A 19,492-nucleotide genomic window follows, 5' to 3' on the forward strand; every position below is an offset into this window, starting at 1 on the left:
CTCAATAGTTGACTAATTTAGTTGGTTATAATACGCCCATCATTCGGGCTCTACAAGGTACGGCACAGGCACCAGATGTGCACGCTGGCTGCGCCTTGCGCCCGGAGCAGCCGGCTGATTTCTTTGACCGTACTGCCGGTGGTGACCACATCATCGATCAGGGCGATATGGCGTCCGGTGACATCGGCTTCAAGATGAAACGCTCCTCGCAAGTTGCGACGACGCTGGCGGGCGCTTAAGTGATGCTGAACGGCACCTGCGCGCCGTCGGTATAACGCCGGACTGAATGCACAGCCCAGCCAGTGAGCCAGGGGTGCGGCCAGCAGGGCCGTTTGATTGTAGCCGCGCCACCAGCAGCGTCGTGAATGCAGCGGAACACACATCAGCAGATCGGGACGGCTCGTCCGTTTGCTACGGTACGCATTCAACCAGCTTAACAAAAGCAAACGCGCCAGCATCACCCTTAGTGCGGTCGTCCCGGAGAATTTTAACTGGTTTACCCATGTGCTGAGCGGGGGCTGCCAGGCGCTGACGCAGACTAACGTCTGCCAGGGTGGCGGGTGACGCAGGCAGCGCCCGCAGGTCAGATTGCCAGAAGCGGCAGGCAGACCGCACACCGGGCATAACGGGGGCAGGCGGGGCAACTGGCGCAGACAGACACAGCAAATGCCGTGCCGGGCAAGACGTAGGGGCAACTGGCATAGCCAACACAGGGCGGGCATTGGTAGCATAGTGGCCTCCTTATTAATGAATGATGGAAGCATAACGGATGAGCTCACTTTACTGGCATACCTGCGGCGAAGGAGATAACGATCTTGTGCTGCTGCACGGTTGGGGACTGAATGCGGAAGTGTGGCAAAACATCGTGCCGCGACTCAGCACGCATTTTCGTCTGCACTTAGTGGATTTACCCGGTTATGGCCGCAGCAAGGGATTTCCGGCAATGTCGCTGGAAGCGATGGCACAGGTGCTTGAGCCGCATCTGCCCTCGCGCGCCACTGTACTGGGCTGGTCTCTGGGCGGGCTGGTTGCCACGCAGCTGGCGTTGAGCGTCCCCGAACGATTACGTGCCCTGATTACCGTCGCCTCGTCACCTTGCTTTACCGCACGCGATGACTGGCCTGGGATTGCCCCTTTAACCTTACATAACTTTCAGCAGCAGCTGAGTCAGGACTTTCAGCGTACCGTTGAGCGTTTTCTGGCTCTGCAAACCATGGGCTCGGAAAGCGCCCGCGCCGATGCACGCCAGCTGAAAGACATTGTGCTGTCACAGCCGATGCCCGACGTAGCGGTGCTGAATGGTGGCCTGCAGATTCTGAGTGAATGCGATTTACGTGACAGGCTTGCCACGCTTTCGCTGCCTTTTCTGCGCATCTATGGCGCGCTGGATGGTCTGGTACCACGTCGCATTGCGCAACAGCTTGACCAACAGTTACCGGCATCGCCTTCTGTTGTGACAGACAAAGCCGCACATGCGCCGTTTATTTCTCATCCTGACGCCTTCTGCCAGCATATTATTTCATTTATCAGCGGATTAGACAGTTAACCCAGACCGTAACTGGCAAATTTCTGTGTAGCGGCAATACTTGATGAGTGAGCAAGGCCGCTGCACTTCTATGCGATTAGTCAGGGAAATGACTATGCCGTTCGATATAGCCTTAAGCGATTTGCGGCTGCTTACATCTCAACAATGGATCATGAATGAGGGTAGACAAATGAAGGTTATGAAATGGGTAGTTGCATCAGTGATGATGGGCGCAGTGTCATTTTCTGCACTGGCGGCGAAAGAAGTCACCAAAGAAGAAGTGCAGAAGATGAATCTGACCAAAATTGGTACCGTAAACACTACGGCAGAAACCACTTCGCCAATGGATGCCAAGAAGAAGCTGTCAAAAGCAGCGGATGAGAAGGGCGGCAAGTACTTCCTGGTGATCGCGGGCCGTGAGCACGGTAAGTTCAGTGCAACTGCGGAAGTGTACAAGTAATTAGCGTAACCACATGAATTGCCAGGCATCCAGCACCACGGGCTGGGTGCCATCCACCTTCTCACCTCTGATCACATCCTGAAAAAGGCGCGCTTCGGGTAACTGCGCTTTAACCTGTCTGCCACTGAGATTAAATACACACAGTAACGCATCGCCGCGGACGGGCTCATCACGCTTCATTATTAACAGCGCATTGTCACTCTGAAAGAGCTTCATCGGATTATCGGGATGGAAAGCGGCCAGACGGCGACGCTGCTGAATCAGTTTACTCAAATGCGTATAAACCTGATGGCGCAAACCGTCCCTGTTCGCCAGCGCGTCTTCAATCTCCGGCATCGCATATTTTTGCCGGTTGATCGCCCGGTTATGGCCGGCTTCGCGTACGCCCTCATAATCGTTACGTGCACCCAGTATGCTCTGGATATAAATGGCGGGTACGCCCGGAAACGCCAGTAAGATAGCGTGCGCTAACATAAAGCGTTTGAGCCGCGTTTCATCGTCATCGCCTTCACGGTTGAGCGCGTCGAAATAGGTCACGTTGATTTCATAGGGGCTGGTCGTGCCATCAGGATTATTTTTGTACGAGATCAGCGCACCTTCCAGCGCCAGATCGCGCACCAGGGCGGTAATTTCCACTTCAGATAAAATACCGCGTGCCGGATTCAGGCCAATACCATCGTGCGATGCCAGGAAATTGAAAAAAGTGGTATTGCCATTGCCTGTCGTAAGGGTACTGGCCCATTGGCGTAACGCACGCGCCGAGCCGGTGTGGATGGCGTGCAGCACCAGCGGCGGCAGCGAGAACTGGTACACCATCTGGGCTTCATCATAACCCTTGCCGAAATAGCTGATGTTGTCTTTATGCGGCACATTGGTTTCAGTAATGATCACGGTGCCCGGTGCAACCTCGTCGGCGATGGCACGAAACAGTTTGACCAGCAGATGCGTTTTTTCGAGGTGAATGCACGTGGTGCCGGGTGTTTTCCACATATAGCCCACTGCATCCAGCCGTACGTAATCGGCTCCACGTTTCAGGTAGTCGAGCAGGACCTCAACCATGCGCAGCAGCACGTCAGGGCTGGCAAAGTTCAGGTCAATTTGATCGGCGCTGAAGGTGGTCCAGACAAAACGAATGTCACCGTTTGCCAGCGTGAACGGGGTGAGCAAGGGCGACGTCCGTGGCCGCGTTACCGCACTCAGATCGGTAGTGGGCGGCAGGCTTATAAAAAAATCATCCCAGCCCGGATCCTGTGCAAGATAATGCTTAAACCATGCGCTGTGCGCCGACATATGGTTACAGACAAAATCGAACATCAGTCGTGTTTCCTGATGCAGCAGGGCAATGTCATGCCAGTCGCCACATAACGGATTGACCTGATGGTAATCGATGACGGAAAAACCGTCGTCGGACGAATAAGGATAGAACGGCAGAAGGTGCACCAGTGGAAAGGTCGACTGCAAATGCTGCTGATAAAAGCGTGAGAAAGTGCGGAGCGTAGGCGTATTCAGTTCGCGAAACTGATCGGCATAGGTAATCAGTACGACATCCTGTTCGTCCCAGTGCGCTTTACGTGGCAATTTTGTGGTATCGCGAGCGTCTGCAATCAGGACGAGCAGGCGTTCACGTAAAGCCTGTGGAAAGGCATCGGCATAAATCGCATCGAGTAAAGCAGTGATTTTTTCCATTTTAAGGGGCTGCCACAGCGGGTGTCGTTATTATCACGGGCGTCTTTTTAGCGTAGCGTCAGGGTGAGGATTTTCAACTTAATCGCACGCGTAGCCAGCGAAAGGGCGCAACGGCGTGCTGGCAGGCAAGGCCTGGCGGAGGGCTAAGAACAGCGTAAAGGGGAAGGGAGGGTGAAGCGTCGCCTCCTTCCGCACCGGGAAAGAGGCGACGTAACCGCCGTTAACTAGCGCTTCTTACCGAAGGCCGCAGCCAGGGCATCACCCATGGCGCTGTTACCTGCTGGCTGACTGGTGGGACGCGCCCGGCCTTTGTTCGCTGCGGGACGTCTTTCCTCACGTGCCGTGCTGCTCTTACCACTGCGGGCATGGCCTTCACCCGGCTGCTCGTCAAGACGCATAGTAAGCGCGATACGTTTACGCTGCAGATCCACTTCCATGACTTTGACTTTGACGATGTCGCCCGCCTTCACGACCTGATGCGGATCGTCCACAAACTTATCGGACAGGGAAGAGATATGGACCAGCCCGTCCTGATGAACGCCAATATCCACGAAAGCACCGAAGTTAGTGACGTTAGTGACCGCACCTTCCAGCACCATGCCCGGCATCAGGTCGTTCAGGGTTTCCACGCCTTCCGCGAACTGCGCGGTTTTAAACTCAGGACGGGGATCGCGGCCGGGTTTTTCCAGCTCTTTCATGATGTCAGTCACGGTCGGCAAGCCGAAACGCGCATCGGTAAAGTCCACAGCGTTCAGATTCCGCAGGCTGGCCGGATTGCCCATCAAATCGGTCAGGGCCTGTTCCGTGGCCGCCAGAATGCGCTCGACGACCGGATAGGCTTCGGGGTGAACCGTAGACGCATCCAGCGGGTTATCGCCGTGATTGATACGCAGGAAGCCTGCGCATTGCTCAAAGGCTTTCGGCCCCAGGCGGCTCACCTTGAGTAACTGCTGACGATTCTGAAAACGCCCGTTTTCGTCACGCCAGCCGACGATATTTTGCGCCATCATGCGCGTCAGACCGGCTACGCGCGTCAGCAGCGGTACGGAAGCGGTGTTCAGATCAACGCCGACGGCATTCACGCAGTCTTCCACGACCGCATCCAGCTTTTTCGCCAGCTGACTCTGGCTGACGTCATGCTGATACTGGCCTACACCGATGGATTTCGGGTCGATTTTCACCAGCTCGGCAAGCGGATCCTGTAAGCGGCGGGCAATGGAAACCGCCCCGCGCAGGGAGACATCCAGATCCGGGAACTCCTGCGCCGCTAACTCTGACGCGGAGTAGACCGATGCGCCCGCTTCGCTGACGATCACTTTTTGCGCCGTGACCTGCGGGAACTGCTTTTGCAGATCAAGGAAGAAACGTTCGGTTTCACGTGAGGCGGTACCGTTTCCGATCGCCACCAGTTCGACCTGGTGCTTCACGCACAGCGCCGCCACGGCCGCCGCCGCTTTCGCGGCCTGGCCGGTATGGGGATAAACGGTATCGGTGGCGACCAGCTTGCCGGTTGCGTCAACGACGGCAACTTTCACGCCGGTACGCAGGCCCGGATCCAGGCCCATAGTGGCACGCATGCCCGCAGGTGCCGCCATCAACAGATCGTGGAGGTTGCGTGCAAAGACGTTGATGGCCTCATCTTCGGCCCGCTCGCGAACCGTGCCCATCAGCTCGGTTTCCAGATGCAGCATCACCTTGATGCGCCAGGTCCAGCTGACCACAGCCTTGCGCCAGCTGTCGGCGGGCGCGTTATTCAGTCTCAGGTTCAGGTGTTCGGCAATCAGGGTTTCGCCATGACTTTCGCGCGGTGGCTCATCAAACTGCGGATCGGCATTCAGCGACAGTTGCAGCACGCCTTCGTTACGTCCGCGCAGCATCGCCAGTGCACGGTGAGACGGTACGGTATGCAGCGGCTCATGGTGGTCGAAATAGTCGCGGAATTTCGCGCCCGCTTCCTCTTTACCTTCCACCACTTTCGATACCAGATGGGCATTCTTCCACAAATAGTGGCGTACTTTAGCCAGCAGCGCGGCATCTTCAGCAAAGCGCTCCATCAGGATATAGCGCGCGCCATCAAGGGCTGCGCGCACATCGGCGACACCGTTATCGGCATTCACATAACCGGCAGCCAGCTGCTCCGGATCGTGCGAGGGATCCTGCCACAATGTCTCGGCCAACGGCTCCAGACCGGCTTCGATGGCGATTTGCCCACGGGTGCGGCGTTTGGGTTTGTAGGGCAGGTAAAGATCTTCGAGTTCTGTTTTGCTGAGCGTTGCATTGATGGCCTGAGCCAGGTCGTCGGTGAGTTTTCCCTGTTCCTCAATGGATTTCAGGATGGCCTGCCTGCGTTCAGCGAGTTCACGCAGGTAGCCGAGGCGGGTTTCCAGCTGGCGGAGTTGCGTATCATCCAGACCGCCCGTCACCTCTTTACGATAACGTGCAATGAATGGCACGGTATTCCCTTCATCCAACAGGCGGACGGCGGCGTCAACTTGCTCGGGGCGCGCCTGGAGCTCACTTGCAATTAGCTGGCTAAGAACATTCATCATCGGACTATTATGCTTTCTGGGTTGAGAAATAGCCGATAGTTATACGGATTGATGGGCGAAAATGCCAGAGAATGGGCCTGCTTTCAGCGATATTCTGAATCAGGCTTCAATATAGCTAATTTCATTAACATACCAGGCGGCCGGCCCGGCTGGCGTCTCAACAATGGCCATATCACCGACCGCTTTTTTTAACAGCGCACGGGCCATCGGCGAGTCAATCGAGATGTAATCCTTACGGCCAAAAATTTCATCGTAGCCCACGATACGAAAGCGTTTCACTTCACCGTCGTCATTCTCGACTTCCACCCAGGCACCAAAAAATACTTTGCCATCCTGTTGGGGCGAATAATCCACAATACGCAGTTGCTCAAGACTTTTGCTGAGATAGCGGACGCGGCGGTCAATCTCGCGCAAACGCTTCTTATTGTACTGGTAATCGGCATTTTCACTCCGATCGCCCAGGCTGGCAGCCCAGGTCACTTTTTTGGTGACCTCGGGTCGCTCTTCCCGCCACAGATAATCAAGTTCAGCTTTTAAGGTGTTAAAACCTTCACGGGTAATCAGTCGCGTTCTCATGTACTGCAGCCGGTCAAATCAAAAGAGCTTCAGTGTAAAGCAAATCCGGTGTGACGAAAAAGGGGGCGAGAAAAGGGTTTTTAACAGGCTAAAAACCCTTTTACTGCGCTTCACGCTCAGGGAAGCACAATGAGGCGAGGAGGCTGACTTATTTACCCGCTTTGGTCGACGTCGTGGTTGAGGTGCTGCTGCTGTTACCATCACCGCCGCCACCGCCTGCGGTCGCCAGCGCTACGCCCAACAGCGCGCCAATGGCACCAATACCGATGGCATTGGAGTTGCCCTGAGCGGTTGTGGTGGCCTGTGCACCGGCGGCTTCACCGGCTGCAGGGGCGGCATAACTTTGGCTGATGCTGGACAAGGCCAGTACGCTCAGCAGTAAGATCGTTTTTTTCATGTTTTCCCCGTAAAGCGACAGATTGGCGTTGCTTTAGTCTGGGTGATATCAGGCAGTACGCAAAGTGAGCTTTACTGATTGAATTATTGGACTTTAGCTGCAAGTGGACTCATTAAAAGCGGATCTCATACTAATCCGAGAACGGTCGCGTATTATCCTGTTTTTTTGCGGAAGAATATGCTGTTATCAGAGTCATAAACCGCAGCTTGCCGGAGAAGCGGGCAATAACAGATTCGATTTAAGTCAAATTTTCTGGCAACCCGTTGTTTTTGTTAGCGCGATTATCACTGGTACGGTGTTAAAACCAGTAAATAGCGGAATTTTAGCCAATATTTCAGATTTGCCGTATTCTGTCCCACGGAGGACGAAACGGAACGGCTTCTCCGTCAGCAGAACGTGAATTTAAATATAAGCTGCTGTTTAATATGCTTTGTAACAATTTTGACTAGAATATAAACCATTAAACACTGTCGCTGTGCCACATGTTTTTTTAACAATATTGGCTCAGGCAATCGCGCCTTTGGGAGTTAAAAATGCAAGAAAACTACAAGATCCTGGTCGTCGATGACGATATGCGTTTACGCGCTCTGCTTGAACGCTACCTTACCGAACAAGGCTTTCAGGTGCGCAGTGTCGCCAACGCCGAGCAGATGGATCGTCTGTTAACCCGCGAATCCTTCCATTTGATGGTGCTGGATCTGATGCTGCCTGGCGAAGATGGGCTGTCGATTTGCCGTCGTCTGCGTAGCCAGAGCAACCCCATGCCTATCATCATGGTCACGGCTAAGGGTGAAGAAGTGGACCGTATCGTGGGGCTGGAAATCGGTGCGGACGACTATATTCCCAAGCCATTCAACCCGCGTGAACTGCTGGCGCGCATTCGTGCCGTGCTGCGTCGTCAGGCCAATGAGCTGCCCGGTGCGCCTTCGCAGGAAGAAGCGGTCATCGCGTTTGGTAAGTTCAAGCTCAACCTGGGCACGCGGGAAATGTTCCGTGAAGATGAACCTATGCCGTTAACCAGCGGCGAATTCGCCGTGCTTAAGGCGCTGGTGAGTCACCCACGTGAGCCGCTGTCGCGCGATAAACTGATGAACCTGGCCCGCGGTCGTGAATACAGCGCCATGGAGCGTTCCATTGACGTTCAGATCTCTCGCCTGCGCCGCATGGTGGAAGAAGATCCGGCTCACCCACGCTACATCCAGACCGTTTGGGGCCTGGGTTACGTCTTTGTACCGGACGGCAGTAAAGCATGAGGCGGTTGCGCTTCTCGCCACGAAGTTCGTTTGCCCGCACCCTGCTGTTGATCGTTACCTTGCTGTTTGTCAGCCTGGTAACGACCTACCTGGTGGTGCTGAACTTCGCCATTCTTCCCAGCCTGCAACAGTTCAATAAGGTTCTGGCGTATGAAGTCCGTATGCTGATGACGGACCGTCTACAACTGGAAGATGGCACGCAGCTGGAAGTGCCACCCGCGTTTCGCCGCGAAATCTATCGTGAACTGGGTATTTCGCTCTATACCAATGCGGCAGCAGAGGAGAGCGGACTGCGCTGGGCACAGCACTATAAGTTCCTCAGCGATCAGATGGGGCAGCAGCTTGGTGGCCCGACCGATGTGCGCGTCGAGGTTAATAAAAACTCCCCGGTTGTCTGGTTAAAGACCTGGCTGTCGCCCGATATCTGGGTGCGCGTGCCGCTGACTGAAATTCATCAGGGTGATTTCTCGCCGCTGTTCCGCTATACCCTGGCGATAATGTTGCTGGCGATCGGCGGGGCCTGGCTATTTATCCGCATACAAAACCGCCCGTTGGTGGACCTGGAACACGCCGCACTGCAGGTCGGCAAAGGCATTATCCCGCCGCCACTGCGTGAGTATGGCGCGTCAGAAGTGCGCTCGGTCACGCGCGCGTTCAACCAGATGGCGGCAGGCGTTAAACAGCTCGCTGACGACAGAACGTTGCTCATGGCGGGCGTCAGCCACGATTTACGTACGCCGTTGACCCGTATTCGCCTCGCCACGGAGATGATGAACGAGCAGGATGGCTATCTGGCCGAATCGATCAATAAAGACATCGAAGAGTGCAATGCCATCATCGAGCAGTTCATTGACTACCTGCGCACCGGTCAGGAAATGCAGACCGAACTGGCCGACCTGAACAGCGTTTTAGGTGAAGTGGTGGCCGCAGAAAGCGGTTACGAGCGTGAAATCGAAAATGCGGTGATGGCGGAAGAGTTGATGCTGGAGATTAATCCCCTTTCCATTAAACGTGCGCTGGCTAACCTGGTGGTGAACGCAGCACGTTATGGAAATGGCTGGATCAAGGTCAGCAGCGGTCGGGAACTGCATCGCGCCTGGTTCCAGGTTGAAGACGATGGCCCGGGTATTAAACCCGATCAACTGGCCCATTTGTTCCAGCCCTTTGTGCGCGGTGACAGTGCGCGTAGCACCAGCGGTACCGGTCTGGGACTGGCTATCGTGCAGCGTATTATCGATGCACATCAGGGTTCGCTGGAAATTGGCGACAGTGAGCGGGGAGGATTACGCATCCGTGCCTGGCTGCCGTTAGCAGAAACCCCGGAAGCGGTTCAAAACAGCGGCAATCTTTCGCTGAGCTAAAACAACGGCGCGGCGGTTCAGGCCGCGCCGTGGCGATTAGCGCTGTGGACCGGCTTTAACCAACGCGGCACCTGCCGCATTATCGGTATACTTCTCAAAGTTAGTGATAAAACGCTGGGCCAAATCATCCGCCGCAGCGTGCCACTTCGCTTCACTTTCCCAGCTACGACGTGGATCCAGGGTGTCTTCATCCAGATCGCCCAGGGTTTTAGGGACCTGAAGGTTGAATACCGGCAGCGTTTCCGTTGGCGCATCATCCAGTTCACCGGCCAGAATCGCGTTGATAATGGCGCGGGTATTTTTCAGCGAAATGCGTTTTCCACTGCCGTTCCAGCCGGTGTTAACCAGATAAGCCTGCGCACCGGCCGCTTCCATGCGCTTTACCAGCACTTCTGCATACTGCGTGGGGTGCAGTGTCAGGAAGGCGGCACCAAAGCAGGCTGAGAATGTTGGCGTGGGGGCGGTCACACCACGTTCCGTGCCGGCAAGCTTGGCGGTGAATCCCGACAGGAAATGGTACTGCGTCTGCTCTGGCGTTAAACGGGAGACCGGAGGCAGTACGCCAAAGGCATCGGCGGTCAGGAAAATCACCTTCTTCGCATGACCTGCTTTGGAAACCGGCTGCACGATATTATCGATGTGATGAATCGGATAGGAGACGCGGGTGTTTTCGGTTTTGCTGTCATCCGCAAAATCGATACTGCCGTCTTCACGCACCACCACGTTTTCCAGCAGCGCATTGCGGCGAATGGCGCGGTAGATTTCGGGCTCGGCCTGCTCAGAAAGATTAATCGTTTTGGCGTAGCAGCCGCCTTCAAAGTTAAACACGCCGTCATCGTCCCAGCCGTGTTCATCATCGCCAATAAGCTGGCGATCCGGATCGGTAGACAATGTGGTTTTACCCGTGCCGGACAGACCAAAGAACACCGCCACGTCACCGGCTTTACCCACGTTGGCCGAGCAGTGCATTGACGCAATGCCTTTCAGTGGGAGCAGGTAGTTCATGATTGCGAACAGCCCTTTTTTCATCTCCCCGCCATACCAGGTGCCGCCAATCAGCTGCATCCTTTCCGTCAGGTTAAAGGCCACGAAGTTCTCAGAATGCAGTCCCTGCGCCTGCCAGTCCGGATTGGTGCATTTTGCGCCGTTCATGACCACAAAATCCGGCGTGAAGTTATCCAGTTCGGCAGCGCTGGGCTGGATAAACATGTTTTTCACAAAGTGTGCCTGCCAGGCCACTTCGGTAATAAAGCGTACGCTCAGGCGTGAGTCAGGATTGGCACCGCAGAAGGCATCCACAATAAACAGACGCTTACCTGAAAGCTGCTGCGTCACGCATTTTTTCAGCGCTTGCCAGGTTTCCTGCGACAGAGGCTGGTTATCGTTTTTTCCGGTGCCTTGATCGTTCCACCACAGCGTATCGCGCGTGGTGTCATCCCGGACGATGTACTTATCCTTAGGCGAGCGCCCGGTAAACACCCCGGTATCGACTGCGATTGCGCCGCTTTGCGTCAGGGTGCCACGCTCAAAACCTTCGAGCTCCGGGCGCATCTCTTCCTGAAATAACGTGTCGTAATCAGGGTTGTGAACCACCTCAGTGGTATCGGTGATGCCCAGATCGGCAAGGGCTTTCGAGGTCAGGCCGTTAACGCGCATTTTACTGCTCCTTAAATCGGTGTCTGTTCTGTACGGGCAAAAAGAGTTTGGGATCGTGTCGGTCAAAGGCCGCCCGGTCAGGCGAGGAGACAGATCGCGCGCAGTGTACTCTACTGAGTCTGAGGGGGAAGGTATGTTCTTTTAAAAATGCGACTCAGGGCGCGTTAAGGTCGTGTTTCGAACGTTTTTAAGATGTTAAGAAAGTAAAAAAAGATAATTTATCAAGTAAATTAAGGGCATAGCAAAGCAGAGGTGAGGGCGGCAGAACCGCCCTGGTCGGATCAGTGAAGACGGTTGCTGTTTTCCACGGAGTTGCTGCGGATACCAGCAATATCGACAGCATCGAAAACATAATGCGATCCGCAATAGTCGCAATGCATATCGATTTTGCCGTCTTCGGCAATAATCTCATCGACTTCTTCCTGCGGCAGCGTTTTCAGGACCTCGCCGCAACGTTCACGCGAGCAGGTACATTTGTAGATCACCGGCTGGGGATCGTAAACGGTCACTTCTTCCTGATGGTACAGTCGCCAGAGCACATCAGTTGCCGGCAGGTCGATCAACTCTTCTGTTTTAATCGTCTCTGTCAACGTAGCGAGATGGTCGAAATCCTCTTTATCCGTGTCCTGCGCGGGCAGAACCTGTAACAGAATCCCGGCGGCGCCTGCATCGCTGGTGCGGATAAACAGTCGGGTTGGCAGCTGTTCTGAACGCATGAAGTAATCTTCCAGGCATTCGCTCAGCGTGTCACCTTCCAGACCGACCACGCCCTGATAGCGCTCACCTTTTTCTGGTGTAATCGTAATCACCAGATAGCCATTGCCCACCATGCTCTTAAGCGTGCTGTCGTCAGGGATCTCGCCTTTCATTCGCGCGACACCGCGTAATTCCTGCTGATTATTCCCATTGATCACGGCCAGCGTCAGCGGACCATCGCCCTGCAACTGCACGGTGATCTCACCATCAAATTTCAGCGTCGCGGTAAGCAGGCTGGTTGCCACCAGTAACTCACCCAGCAGGGTTTGCACAGCGGGTGGATAATCGTGGTTTTTAATGGTTTCACGCCAGGTGTTTGAAACGTTGACCAGTTCGCCGCGAACAGCAGCATTTTCAAACAGATAACGGCGCAGTTGATCGTTTACAGACATAATTTTTCTCTCTTTGGGCGGGCGGTGAGCGGCATCAAGGCCTGTCTTACTCATCACCCGATAACTTAAATTTCATCAAATCGCGGCGCTCTTTTTTGTCAGGCCGGCGATCGGGATGGGGCATAGTCAGCGCATTCATTTTGCGCGCCAGCGCCATTTTTTCGCGCTTCTCAATGCTGGCGTCCGTTTCACGATAAAGCTGCTGCGCTTCACTGGCCGGGCGCCGCTGTTCGCTGATCCCGGTAATTACGACGGTACGTTCATCATTGCCCTGGCGCAGTGTTAGCTCCGCATCACGTTCAACCAGCTTACTTGGTTTGCTGCGCTGACCATTGTAATGAACCTTACCGCCTTCAATCATCTCGCGCGCAATGGAACGGGTTTTATAGAACCGCGCCGCCCAAAGCCATTTATCAAGACGAACACCGTCTTCAGATTTTTCTTTCATAGCTGCTCCCAGGCCTGGATCACTGTGCAATAATGGCTTATCGCATAGTGACGCTGAAAGGGTTGTTCGGGACGACCGGAATCAGGATTACGGATGCCTAAACACCAGCCGATTCCCCAGGATTTAGCGACATCAAGAAGGATTTCGTTGTCATCAATGAACAATGTTCGTGATGCATCAAAGCCCGTGTGTTGCGCGACCGCCTGCCACAAACGTTGATCTTCTTTCGGATAGCCAAAGATATGGGTGGAAAGTAATAAATCAAGGTGTGGTGCTAAACCTGTTTGTCGTCGTTTAACGTCCAGATTCCAGGGATGCGCATTGGTCAGCAGAATAGTGCGCTTACCTGCGCGCCGCAGCATCTGCAGAAAAGGCAGCGTATCGGGCCGTAAGCGGACGCGATGACGGTGTGCCCAGAGCATCGCGTGGATATCCAGTTGCAGGGCCTCTGACCAGTAGTCCAGACAATACCAGTTTAGCGTATGGGACACGGCCTGATATTTTTCTTCCATCAACTGCCGCGCGTGTTTGACAGGGATGCCCCGATGCGCGCTCAGCGCATCCGGCACCTGTTCCCGCCAAAAGACGCGGTCAAACGCCAGATCCAGTAACGTGCCGTCCATATCCAACAGCACGGTATCAATATCAGAACCGTTACACATCATGGCGGATTTAACCATTGCCTTTTCGCGCAACAGGGTAGCACAGTTGCAGGCCGGTCAGAATACGGAGCGCACGCCCTGTATAGTGCTGAGGGAAGGGTTAAAGCACGTGTCGTAGTATTGCTGAATCGCGAGCATACGCTGACGATTCAGATGCATACGACGCAGCGCCAGCAGGCCGTTAGTGAGGCCACAGGCCAGGAGCACGATTAACAGCAAGGCGGCACCGAGATAGCGCCATTTTGCCATCGCATCAGGTTCATTATGCAGGGCGATATGGCGCGTGCCGTTGGCATCTGTGTAGATGTTCGTGATGATGCCCGTCGCGCTGAACGGCGTGTGCAACAGCAGTGAGGACAGACGTTGCAGCTCCTGCCATTGTGAGGCCGCATCCAGATCAAACAAGGGAACCGCGGGCTGAGGCTGGTTGACTAACTGATGCCCTTCGTCGCTGACAATCACAAACCCGCCCGGCGGTGGGCTGTTGAGATTTTCTGTGGCACGACGCGTTTCACGATAAAAGAAGGTCGACGTCGCGGTGTGCACCAGATTTTCCAGCGCTTCCGCGCTGACAGGGCGCAGCAGGACATTCATCCCGTTAAGTTGACCGGAATCGGCGCGGCTGACTAATGTGTCCCAGTCTTTGGCATTGCCCAAATTCACCAACGCGTTTTTAAGCCGAACACAGTCCTGTGCCTGGCTGCACAGCGCCTGCGTTTTCAACACCAGATCGGAAAAGTCATCCAGCAAAATCATGCCTGATTTCTGAATCGCAGACGCTAACTGCGGATTCAGTTTGGGGTCCGTATTGGTTTCGGGATGCAGCTGTTTTGTGGTGGTTTCCAGAAGCGCGGAGGCTTTCTCAATAATATCTGAGTGAGGCAGTGGCAGAGGCGTAGCGTTATTCCAGTAGATCTGCGAGCAGTCGAACGGCATGTAGATATAAGTGCGATTGCTTTGATAATTGCCCGGCACGGCACACATGCCGGTCCCGGTAACCTTCAGGCTGTCACCCACTTTCAAATCTTCACGACTCAGTTGATTGACGCTACTGACATCAAGGCTGTCAGTACCTTTTACCCATGCAAGGCTGAGCTTGATGGGCATACTGAGCGGTATCCAGGTGAGTAAGAAGGCCAGAACAATAAAGGCACCGCAGGCCAGAACGACATTTTTCCGCCAGCGCTGAAGCGGAAAGTTTTTTACCTCGTCCTGCAAAGAAAGAAAACGGCCCTGACGCACCACCTGACGGTTAAGATAAATTTCGACGTCTGTAACCTGTCCCAGGTCGTGTGCGACGTAAGGCTGCCAGTGCGCAGGATAAATCAGGTCGATAATTCCCAGCGTGATGTTGCTCTGCTCTTGATTGGACTCGCCAAACAAGCCCCAGCGTTTTGGCGCGCCGCGCAGGCAGTGGATCTCACGCAGACCATTTTCACCGGGAATCCGGTACATTAACCACAGACTTGCGGCGACCATCGCGCTGGCAATCACCACCAGCCAGATCATCAGACTTGTGGGTAATAACAAACCAATAAAAAACATCATCAACGCAAACGAGATGATAACGGCCTCGCGCGTGCCATCCGGGCGGGACAGTCGATACTCTTCCAGGGTTTCTTTGCGCACCCGAACTAACTCAACGTTTTCGCTTTCGGCCTTACGGATAGAGGCATTTGTGGATGCCGGACGTATCAGATTAGGCAGTGACTGCTGATCAATCGCGTAATCCACCAGCGAGTGGCCGTTTAACGAAATGATGAGTGGGATCGATTGCGTACGGATCAACTCAACGTAATTTTCATCGGTGATGTACTGTTCCCACAGCGGCGGCAAATGGACTTCAACTTCATCCAGATAGTAGCGCCACTTATGCGGATCGTCGGTGGAAAGCCCATAGCGGGTAATCGCGCGGGTAACCGGATAAACATTGTTGCTCTGGGCGGTCAGCACCAGCTTTTCGTGCCGACGACGGGATTCACCAGGGCTGAGAATACGGGGTTGTTTTTCCAGGGCGGCAAGATACTGCTCTACGGCTCTGCGCTCTCTTTCAGTCAGTTTACGGCAGGGCGGGCTGATGAATGGCAACGGTTTCGCCAACGGCGGCCTGCGCCGCATAGCGTACCAAAATCCAATACCTGCCAGAATTGAACAGGTTAGCACTAAGGCCAATATAATAATTATTGTGCTCATGCTTTGCTCAATTCAGCCAAAATACTGCCTTCACTTTAGACTTACGTCCCCAGACGCGCCCCTGATTTCAGGCGATTGATGGGAGGTTAAACAACTCTGACAAGTTTAACAACAAACAAAATTGTACTGTAAATCATTTGATTAGGCGTTATTACAGCACACAGTGCCAGAATAGTAACTATCATGCACATAGTATTGTATCGGCATTGTCTGAATTTTGAAGGCAGATATTGACTAACGCAAATTTTTTGTGCCCGAAATAGAGCCGTTATTGCATAGAGAAAACGTGGGCTGCGTAACCGGATGACGTCATTGAGTCGCACAATGCTCCACGGTTAGGTATGCTAATTCGCTACGGAGTGCTGGCGCAGCAAGTTTGAGGCTGATATGAAAAAGTCGTTAAAAAAACCTGACATCCTCAATGTAGAAACCGTAGCACGTTCACGGTTGTTTACTGTCGAAGCGGTCGACCTGGCCTTCAGCAATGGCGCCCGGCGCATTTATGAACGCATGAAACCGTCGGAACGCGAGGCAGTCATGATTGTGCCCATTATTGATGATCATCTGATTCTGATCGAAGAGTATGCCGTGGGCCTGGAAAGCTATGAACTGGGCTTTCCAAAAGGCTTAATCGATCCGGGTGAAACGGTCAATCAGGCGGCCGACCGTGAACTGAAAGAGGAAGCGGGATTCGGGGCTGGCCAGTTGACTTTGCTGGGTAAACTGACGATGGCACCGTCCTATTTTTCCAGCAAGATGAACATTGTGGTTGCAGAAGGGCTTTACCAGGAGAAGCTGGAAGGGGATGAGCCTGAGCCGCTGGTGGTCCACCGTTGGCCGTTAAGCAACATGCTGGCGTTACTGCAGGAGCCTGATTTCCGCGAAGCGCGCAACGTCAGTGCGTTGTTTATGGTGCGTGAGTGGCTGGTGAAGCAGGGCCGTCTGCATTACTGATTGAGCACCAGATTTCCGGGCGGTATAAAGCGGAGAGGCGGCCAGGCCGCCTCTCACGTTTATCAGAACAGTTCGTGACTTTCGCCATTGTCCATGATGGTCGTGCCTGCATCATGAACCGAATATTCGGTTGGCTGTGTTCCGTTGATAAAGTACTCCTGACGTGTGTTTCCTCCGCCATTGGCCAGCTTGCCCGTACTGCGGTCAATGGTCACGGTAACAATGCCCTCAGGCGGCGTTAACGGCTGAACAGGAACACCTTCAAGGGCCACCTTCATAAAGTCATCCCATGCAGGTTGTGCACTCTTCGCCCCGCCTTCATAGCCCGAAATCTGATCGGGAATGGCACCAGAAAGCGTACTGCGACCCAGATCGCGACGCGCATCATCGAAGCCGATCCACACCGAGGTCACCACGCCCGGGCCGTAACCCGAGAACCAGGCATCTTTGGAGCTGTTAGTCGTCCCTGTTTTCCCGCCGATATCATTACGTTTCAGGTCGCGTCCGGCACGCCAGCCGGTGCCCATCCAGCCTGGCTCACCAAAAATATTACTGTTCAGTGCGCTTTTGATCAGGAAGGACAGCGGTGTGTTAATCACGTGCGGCGCATACTGCTGCTCGCCACCCTGCTGAGGCTGGGCGGGCACTTGCTCCAGCTCAGGCTGCGGCACGGCTTGATTTTGCTGTGGGGCGGACGGGGCAACGTTCTCAACGCTTTCCGCATTCAGCGCCAGCGCTTTTTTGGTTTCACCGTAGATCACCGGTAAGTTGCACTGCGGACAGGCAATTCTGGGTTTCTCTTCGAAAACGGTCTGTCCCTGTTCATTTTCGATCTTACTGATGAAGTAAGGATCGATCAGGAAGCCGCCGTTAGCCATGACCGAATAGCCCCGCACGACCTGCAGCGGTGTGAACGACGCGGCACCCAGGGCCAGCGATTCGGTATGCACAATATTCTGTGCCGGGAAGCCAAAACGCTGGAGATACTCTGCGGCGTAATCCACGCCCATTGCACGCATGGCACGAACCATGACAACGTTTTTAGACTGCCCCAGCCCCTGACGCAGACGAATCGGACCATCGTAAGTGGGCGGAGAGTTCTTTGGACGCCAGTCCGCACCGGCACCGGCATCCCAGCGAGAAATCGGTACGTCGTTCAGAATGGAGGCCAGCGTTAACCCGCGATCCATCGCCGCGGTATACAGGAACGGCTTGATGTTTGAACCCACCTGGCGCAGCGCCTGAGTCGCGCGGTTAAACATGCTCTGGTTGAAGTCAAAGCCCCCGACCAGTGCGCGAACCGCACCGTTATTAGGGTCCAGTGAAACCAGCGCCGAGTTCACATCCGGTACCTGGCCTAGCCACCATGTATCGCCGACCTGGCGTACCCAGATCTGCTGGCCCGGCTGAAGCACCTGTGCAATGCTTTTGGGTGTCGGGCCCTGTACTGTGTCCGATTTAAAGGCACGCGCCCAGCGCACGCCCGCCATCGTCAGTGACACATTGCTGCCATCCTTCATCATGACGGTAGCTTCGTCACTCTGGACATGCGTTACGACGGCCGGATGAAGCGGCCCGTACAGAGGCAGATTTTTTAATGCTTTAACAATCTGCGTTTGCCCCCAGGCTGGCTCGCCGACTTTCCACAGCACGCTGGTAGGGCCGCGATAGCCGTGACGCATATCGTAGGCGATGACGTTGTTCTGCACGGCTTCCTGCGCGGATTCCTGCAGACGGCGCGTCACGGTGGTGTAAACCTTGTAACCATCGGTATACGCATTATCGCCATAGCGTTTCACCATTTCCTGGCGCACCATCTCGGTCAGATAGGGCGCGGAGAAGACGATTTTCGGGCCATGATAGCTGGCGACCAGCGGCGCATTACGTGCTTCATCATATTGCTGCTGGGTGATGTATTTCTGGTCCAGCATACGAGCCAGCACCACATTGCGCCGGGCGACAGCACGACTGTGGGAATACAGCGGGTTAAAGGTTGACGGGGCTTTCGGCAGCCCGGCGATGGTCGCCATTTCACTCAACGACAGCTCGCCAACGGGTTTGCCAAAATACACCTGCGAGGCTGCGCCAACGCCATAAGCCCGGTAGCCGAGATAGATTTTATTCAGGTAAAGCTCAAGAATTTCGTCTTTATTCAGCAACTGCTCAATGCGAATCGCCAGAAAGGCTTCCTTTACCTTACGCATCAGGGAGCGTTCCGGACTGAGGAAAAAGTTACGCGCCAGTTGCTGTGTGATGGTACTGGCCCCCTGGGACGCATGGCCTGAAACCAGCGCAACGCTGGCGGCACGGAAAATCCCGATGGGATCCACACCGTGATGCTCATAGAAGCGGCTGTCTTCCGTCGCAATAAACGCATGGACCATGTCAGGTGGAACCTGCTGCAGGCTAAGCGGAATACGGCGCATTTCACCATACTGGGCGATAAGATCGCCGTCGGCGCTGTAAACCTGCATAGGGGTTTGCAAACGCACATCTTTCAGTGTGTTAACGTCGGGTAACTGGGGCTCTATATATTTGTACAAACCATAAATCGAGCCAGCTCCCAGCAAGATGCAACACACTGCAAGGATTAATAAATACTTTACGAACTTCACCTGAGATTT

The 19,492-nt window shown here is 54.4% G+C and carries 16 protein-coding genes; 5 read left to right on the top strand and 11 right to left on the bottom strand.

Annotated elements, in window-relative coordinates:
* Positions 1-50: 50 nt before the first annotated feature.
* The gene (gene gntX / locus C1N58_RS19095) at positions 51-731 is read right to left on the bottom strand and encodes a DNA utilization protein GntX (protein ID WP_324020746.1); all 681 of its coding nucleotides are present in this window, start codon (positions 729-731) and stop codon (positions 51-53) included.
* A 38-nt stretch (positions 732-769) separates the two neighbouring features.
* Between gntX and bioH the strand changes: the two genes are divergently transcribed.
* Together bioH and C1N58_RS19105 are read left to right on the top strand one after the other, a co-directional pair.
* The gene (bioH, locus tag C1N58_RS19100; protein WP_394564417.1) at positions 770-1,546 is read left to right on the top strand and encodes a pimeloyl-ACP methyl ester esterase BioH; all 777 of its coding nucleotides are present in this window, start codon (positions 770-772) and stop codon (positions 1,544-1,546) included.
* 169 nt (positions 1,547-1,715) lie between these two features.
* Positions 1,716-1,985 (top strand): YdgH/BhsA/McbA-like domain containing protein, encoded by a 270-nt coding sequence (locus tag C1N58_RS19105; protein ID WP_006121016.1) that lies wholly within the window; start codon positions 1,716-1,718, stop codon positions 1,983-1,985.
* Here the strand turns inward: C1N58_RS19105 and C1N58_RS19110 are convergent, their stop codons facing one another.
* The 4 genes from C1N58_RS19110 to yjbE all read right to left on the bottom strand — a co-directional run bounded on the left by C1N58_RS19110 (position 1,986) and on the right by yjbE (position 7,193).
* A complete protein-coding gene (locus C1N58_RS19110) occupies positions 1,986-3,671 on the bottom strand; it encodes a sugar phosphorylase (RefSeq protein WP_394564418.1) in 1,686 nt (561 codons plus the stop codon).
* A gap of 224 nt (positions 3,672-3,895) precedes the next feature.
* Entirely contained in the window at positions 3,896-6,220 is a 2,325-nt protein-coding gene (locus tag C1N58_RS19115; protein WP_185200421.1) for a Tex family protein, read from the bottom strand.
* Between the two features lie 99 nt (positions 6,221-6,319).
* Entirely contained in the window at positions 6,320-6,796 is a 477-nt protein-coding gene (gene greB, locus C1N58_RS19120; RefSeq protein WP_033741594.1) for a transcription elongation factor GreB, read from the bottom strand.
* A 148-nt stretch (positions 6,797-6,944) separates the two neighbouring features.
* A complete protein-coding gene (gene yjbE / locus C1N58_RS19125; protein WP_006121012.1) occupies positions 6,945-7,193 on the bottom strand; it encodes an exopolysaccharide production protein YjbE in 249 nt (82 codons plus the stop codon).
* Positions 7,194-7,726: 533 nt separating this feature from the next.
* On the opposite strand from yjbE, the gene ompR reads away from it, so the two are divergent.
* Positions 7,727-8,446: an osmolarity response regulator transcription factor OmpR gene (gene ompR / locus C1N58_RS19130; RefSeq protein ID WP_001157751.1), complete on the top strand. Its 720-nt coding sequence runs from the start codon at positions 7,727-7,729 to the stop codon at positions 8,444-8,446.
* Positions 8,443-9,807 carry a two-component system sensor histidine kinase EnvZ gene (gene envZ, locus C1N58_RS19135; protein WP_006121011.1) on the top strand — a complete coding sequence of 455 codons (1,365 nt, stop codon included), beginning with the start codon at positions 8,443-8,445 and terminating at the stop codon, positions 9,805-9,807. The genes ompR and envZ overlap by 4 nt, the downstream gene beginning before the upstream one ends.
* A gap of 36 nt (positions 9,808-9,843) precedes the next feature.
* Here envZ and pckA read toward each other — a convergent pair whose 3' ends face one another.
* The 5 genes from pckA to C1N58_RS19160 form a co-directional block, all read right to left on the bottom strand.
* Positions 9,844-11,463 (bottom strand): phosphoenolpyruvate carboxykinase (ATP), encoded by a 1,620-nt coding sequence (gene pckA, locus C1N58_RS19140; RefSeq protein WP_054686900.1) that lies wholly within the window; start codon positions 11,461-11,463, stop codon positions 9,844-9,846.
* A 281-nt stretch (positions 11,464-11,744) separates the two neighbouring features.
* Positions 11,745-12,611, bottom strand: a complete 867-nt coding sequence (gene hslO / locus C1N58_RS19145; protein WP_006121009.1) for an Hsp33 family molecular chaperone HslO — start codon at positions 12,609-12,611, stop codon at positions 11,745-11,747.
* A 46-nt stretch (positions 12,612-12,657) separates the two neighbouring features.
* Positions 12,658-13,059 (bottom strand): ribosome-associated heat shock protein Hsp15, encoded by a 402-nt coding sequence (gene hslR / locus C1N58_RS19150; RefSeq protein WP_006121008.1) that lies wholly within the window; start codon positions 13,057-13,059, stop codon positions 12,658-12,660.
* Positions 13,056-13,721 (bottom strand): GMP/IMP nucleotidase, encoded by a 666-nt coding sequence (yrfG, locus tag C1N58_RS19155; protein ID WP_394564902.1) that lies wholly within the window; start codon positions 13,719-13,721, stop codon positions 13,056-13,058. Before yrfG ends, hslR begins: the two co-directional genes overlap by 4 nt.
* Before the next feature lie 57 nt (positions 13,722-13,778).
* The gene (locus C1N58_RS19160; protein ID WP_039342672.1) at positions 13,779-15,914 is read right to left on the bottom strand and encodes an intracellular growth attenuator family protein; all 2,136 of its coding nucleotides are present in this window, start codon (positions 15,912-15,914) and stop codon (positions 13,779-13,781) included.
* Positions 15,915-16,301: 387 nt separating this feature from the next.
* Between C1N58_RS19160 and nudE the strand changes: the two genes are divergently transcribed.
* Entirely contained in the window at positions 16,302-16,868 is a 567-nt protein-coding gene (gene nudE, locus C1N58_RS19165) for an ADP compounds hydrolase NudE (protein ID WP_006121006.1), read from the top strand.
* 62 nt (positions 16,869-16,930) lie between these two features.
* On the opposite strand, the gene mrcA is transcribed toward nudE, so the two are convergent.
* The gene (gene mrcA, locus C1N58_RS19170; RefSeq protein ID WP_039342670.1) at positions 16,931-19,483 is read right to left on the bottom strand and encodes a peptidoglycan glycosyltransferase/peptidoglycan DD-transpeptidase MrcA; all 2,553 of its coding nucleotides are present in this window, start codon (positions 19,481-19,483) and stop codon (positions 16,931-16,933) included.
* Between the last annotated feature and the right edge of the window lie 9 nt (positions 19,484-19,492).

The sequence above is a fragment of the Pantoea sp. SGAir0180 genome, from assembly GCF_043546245.1.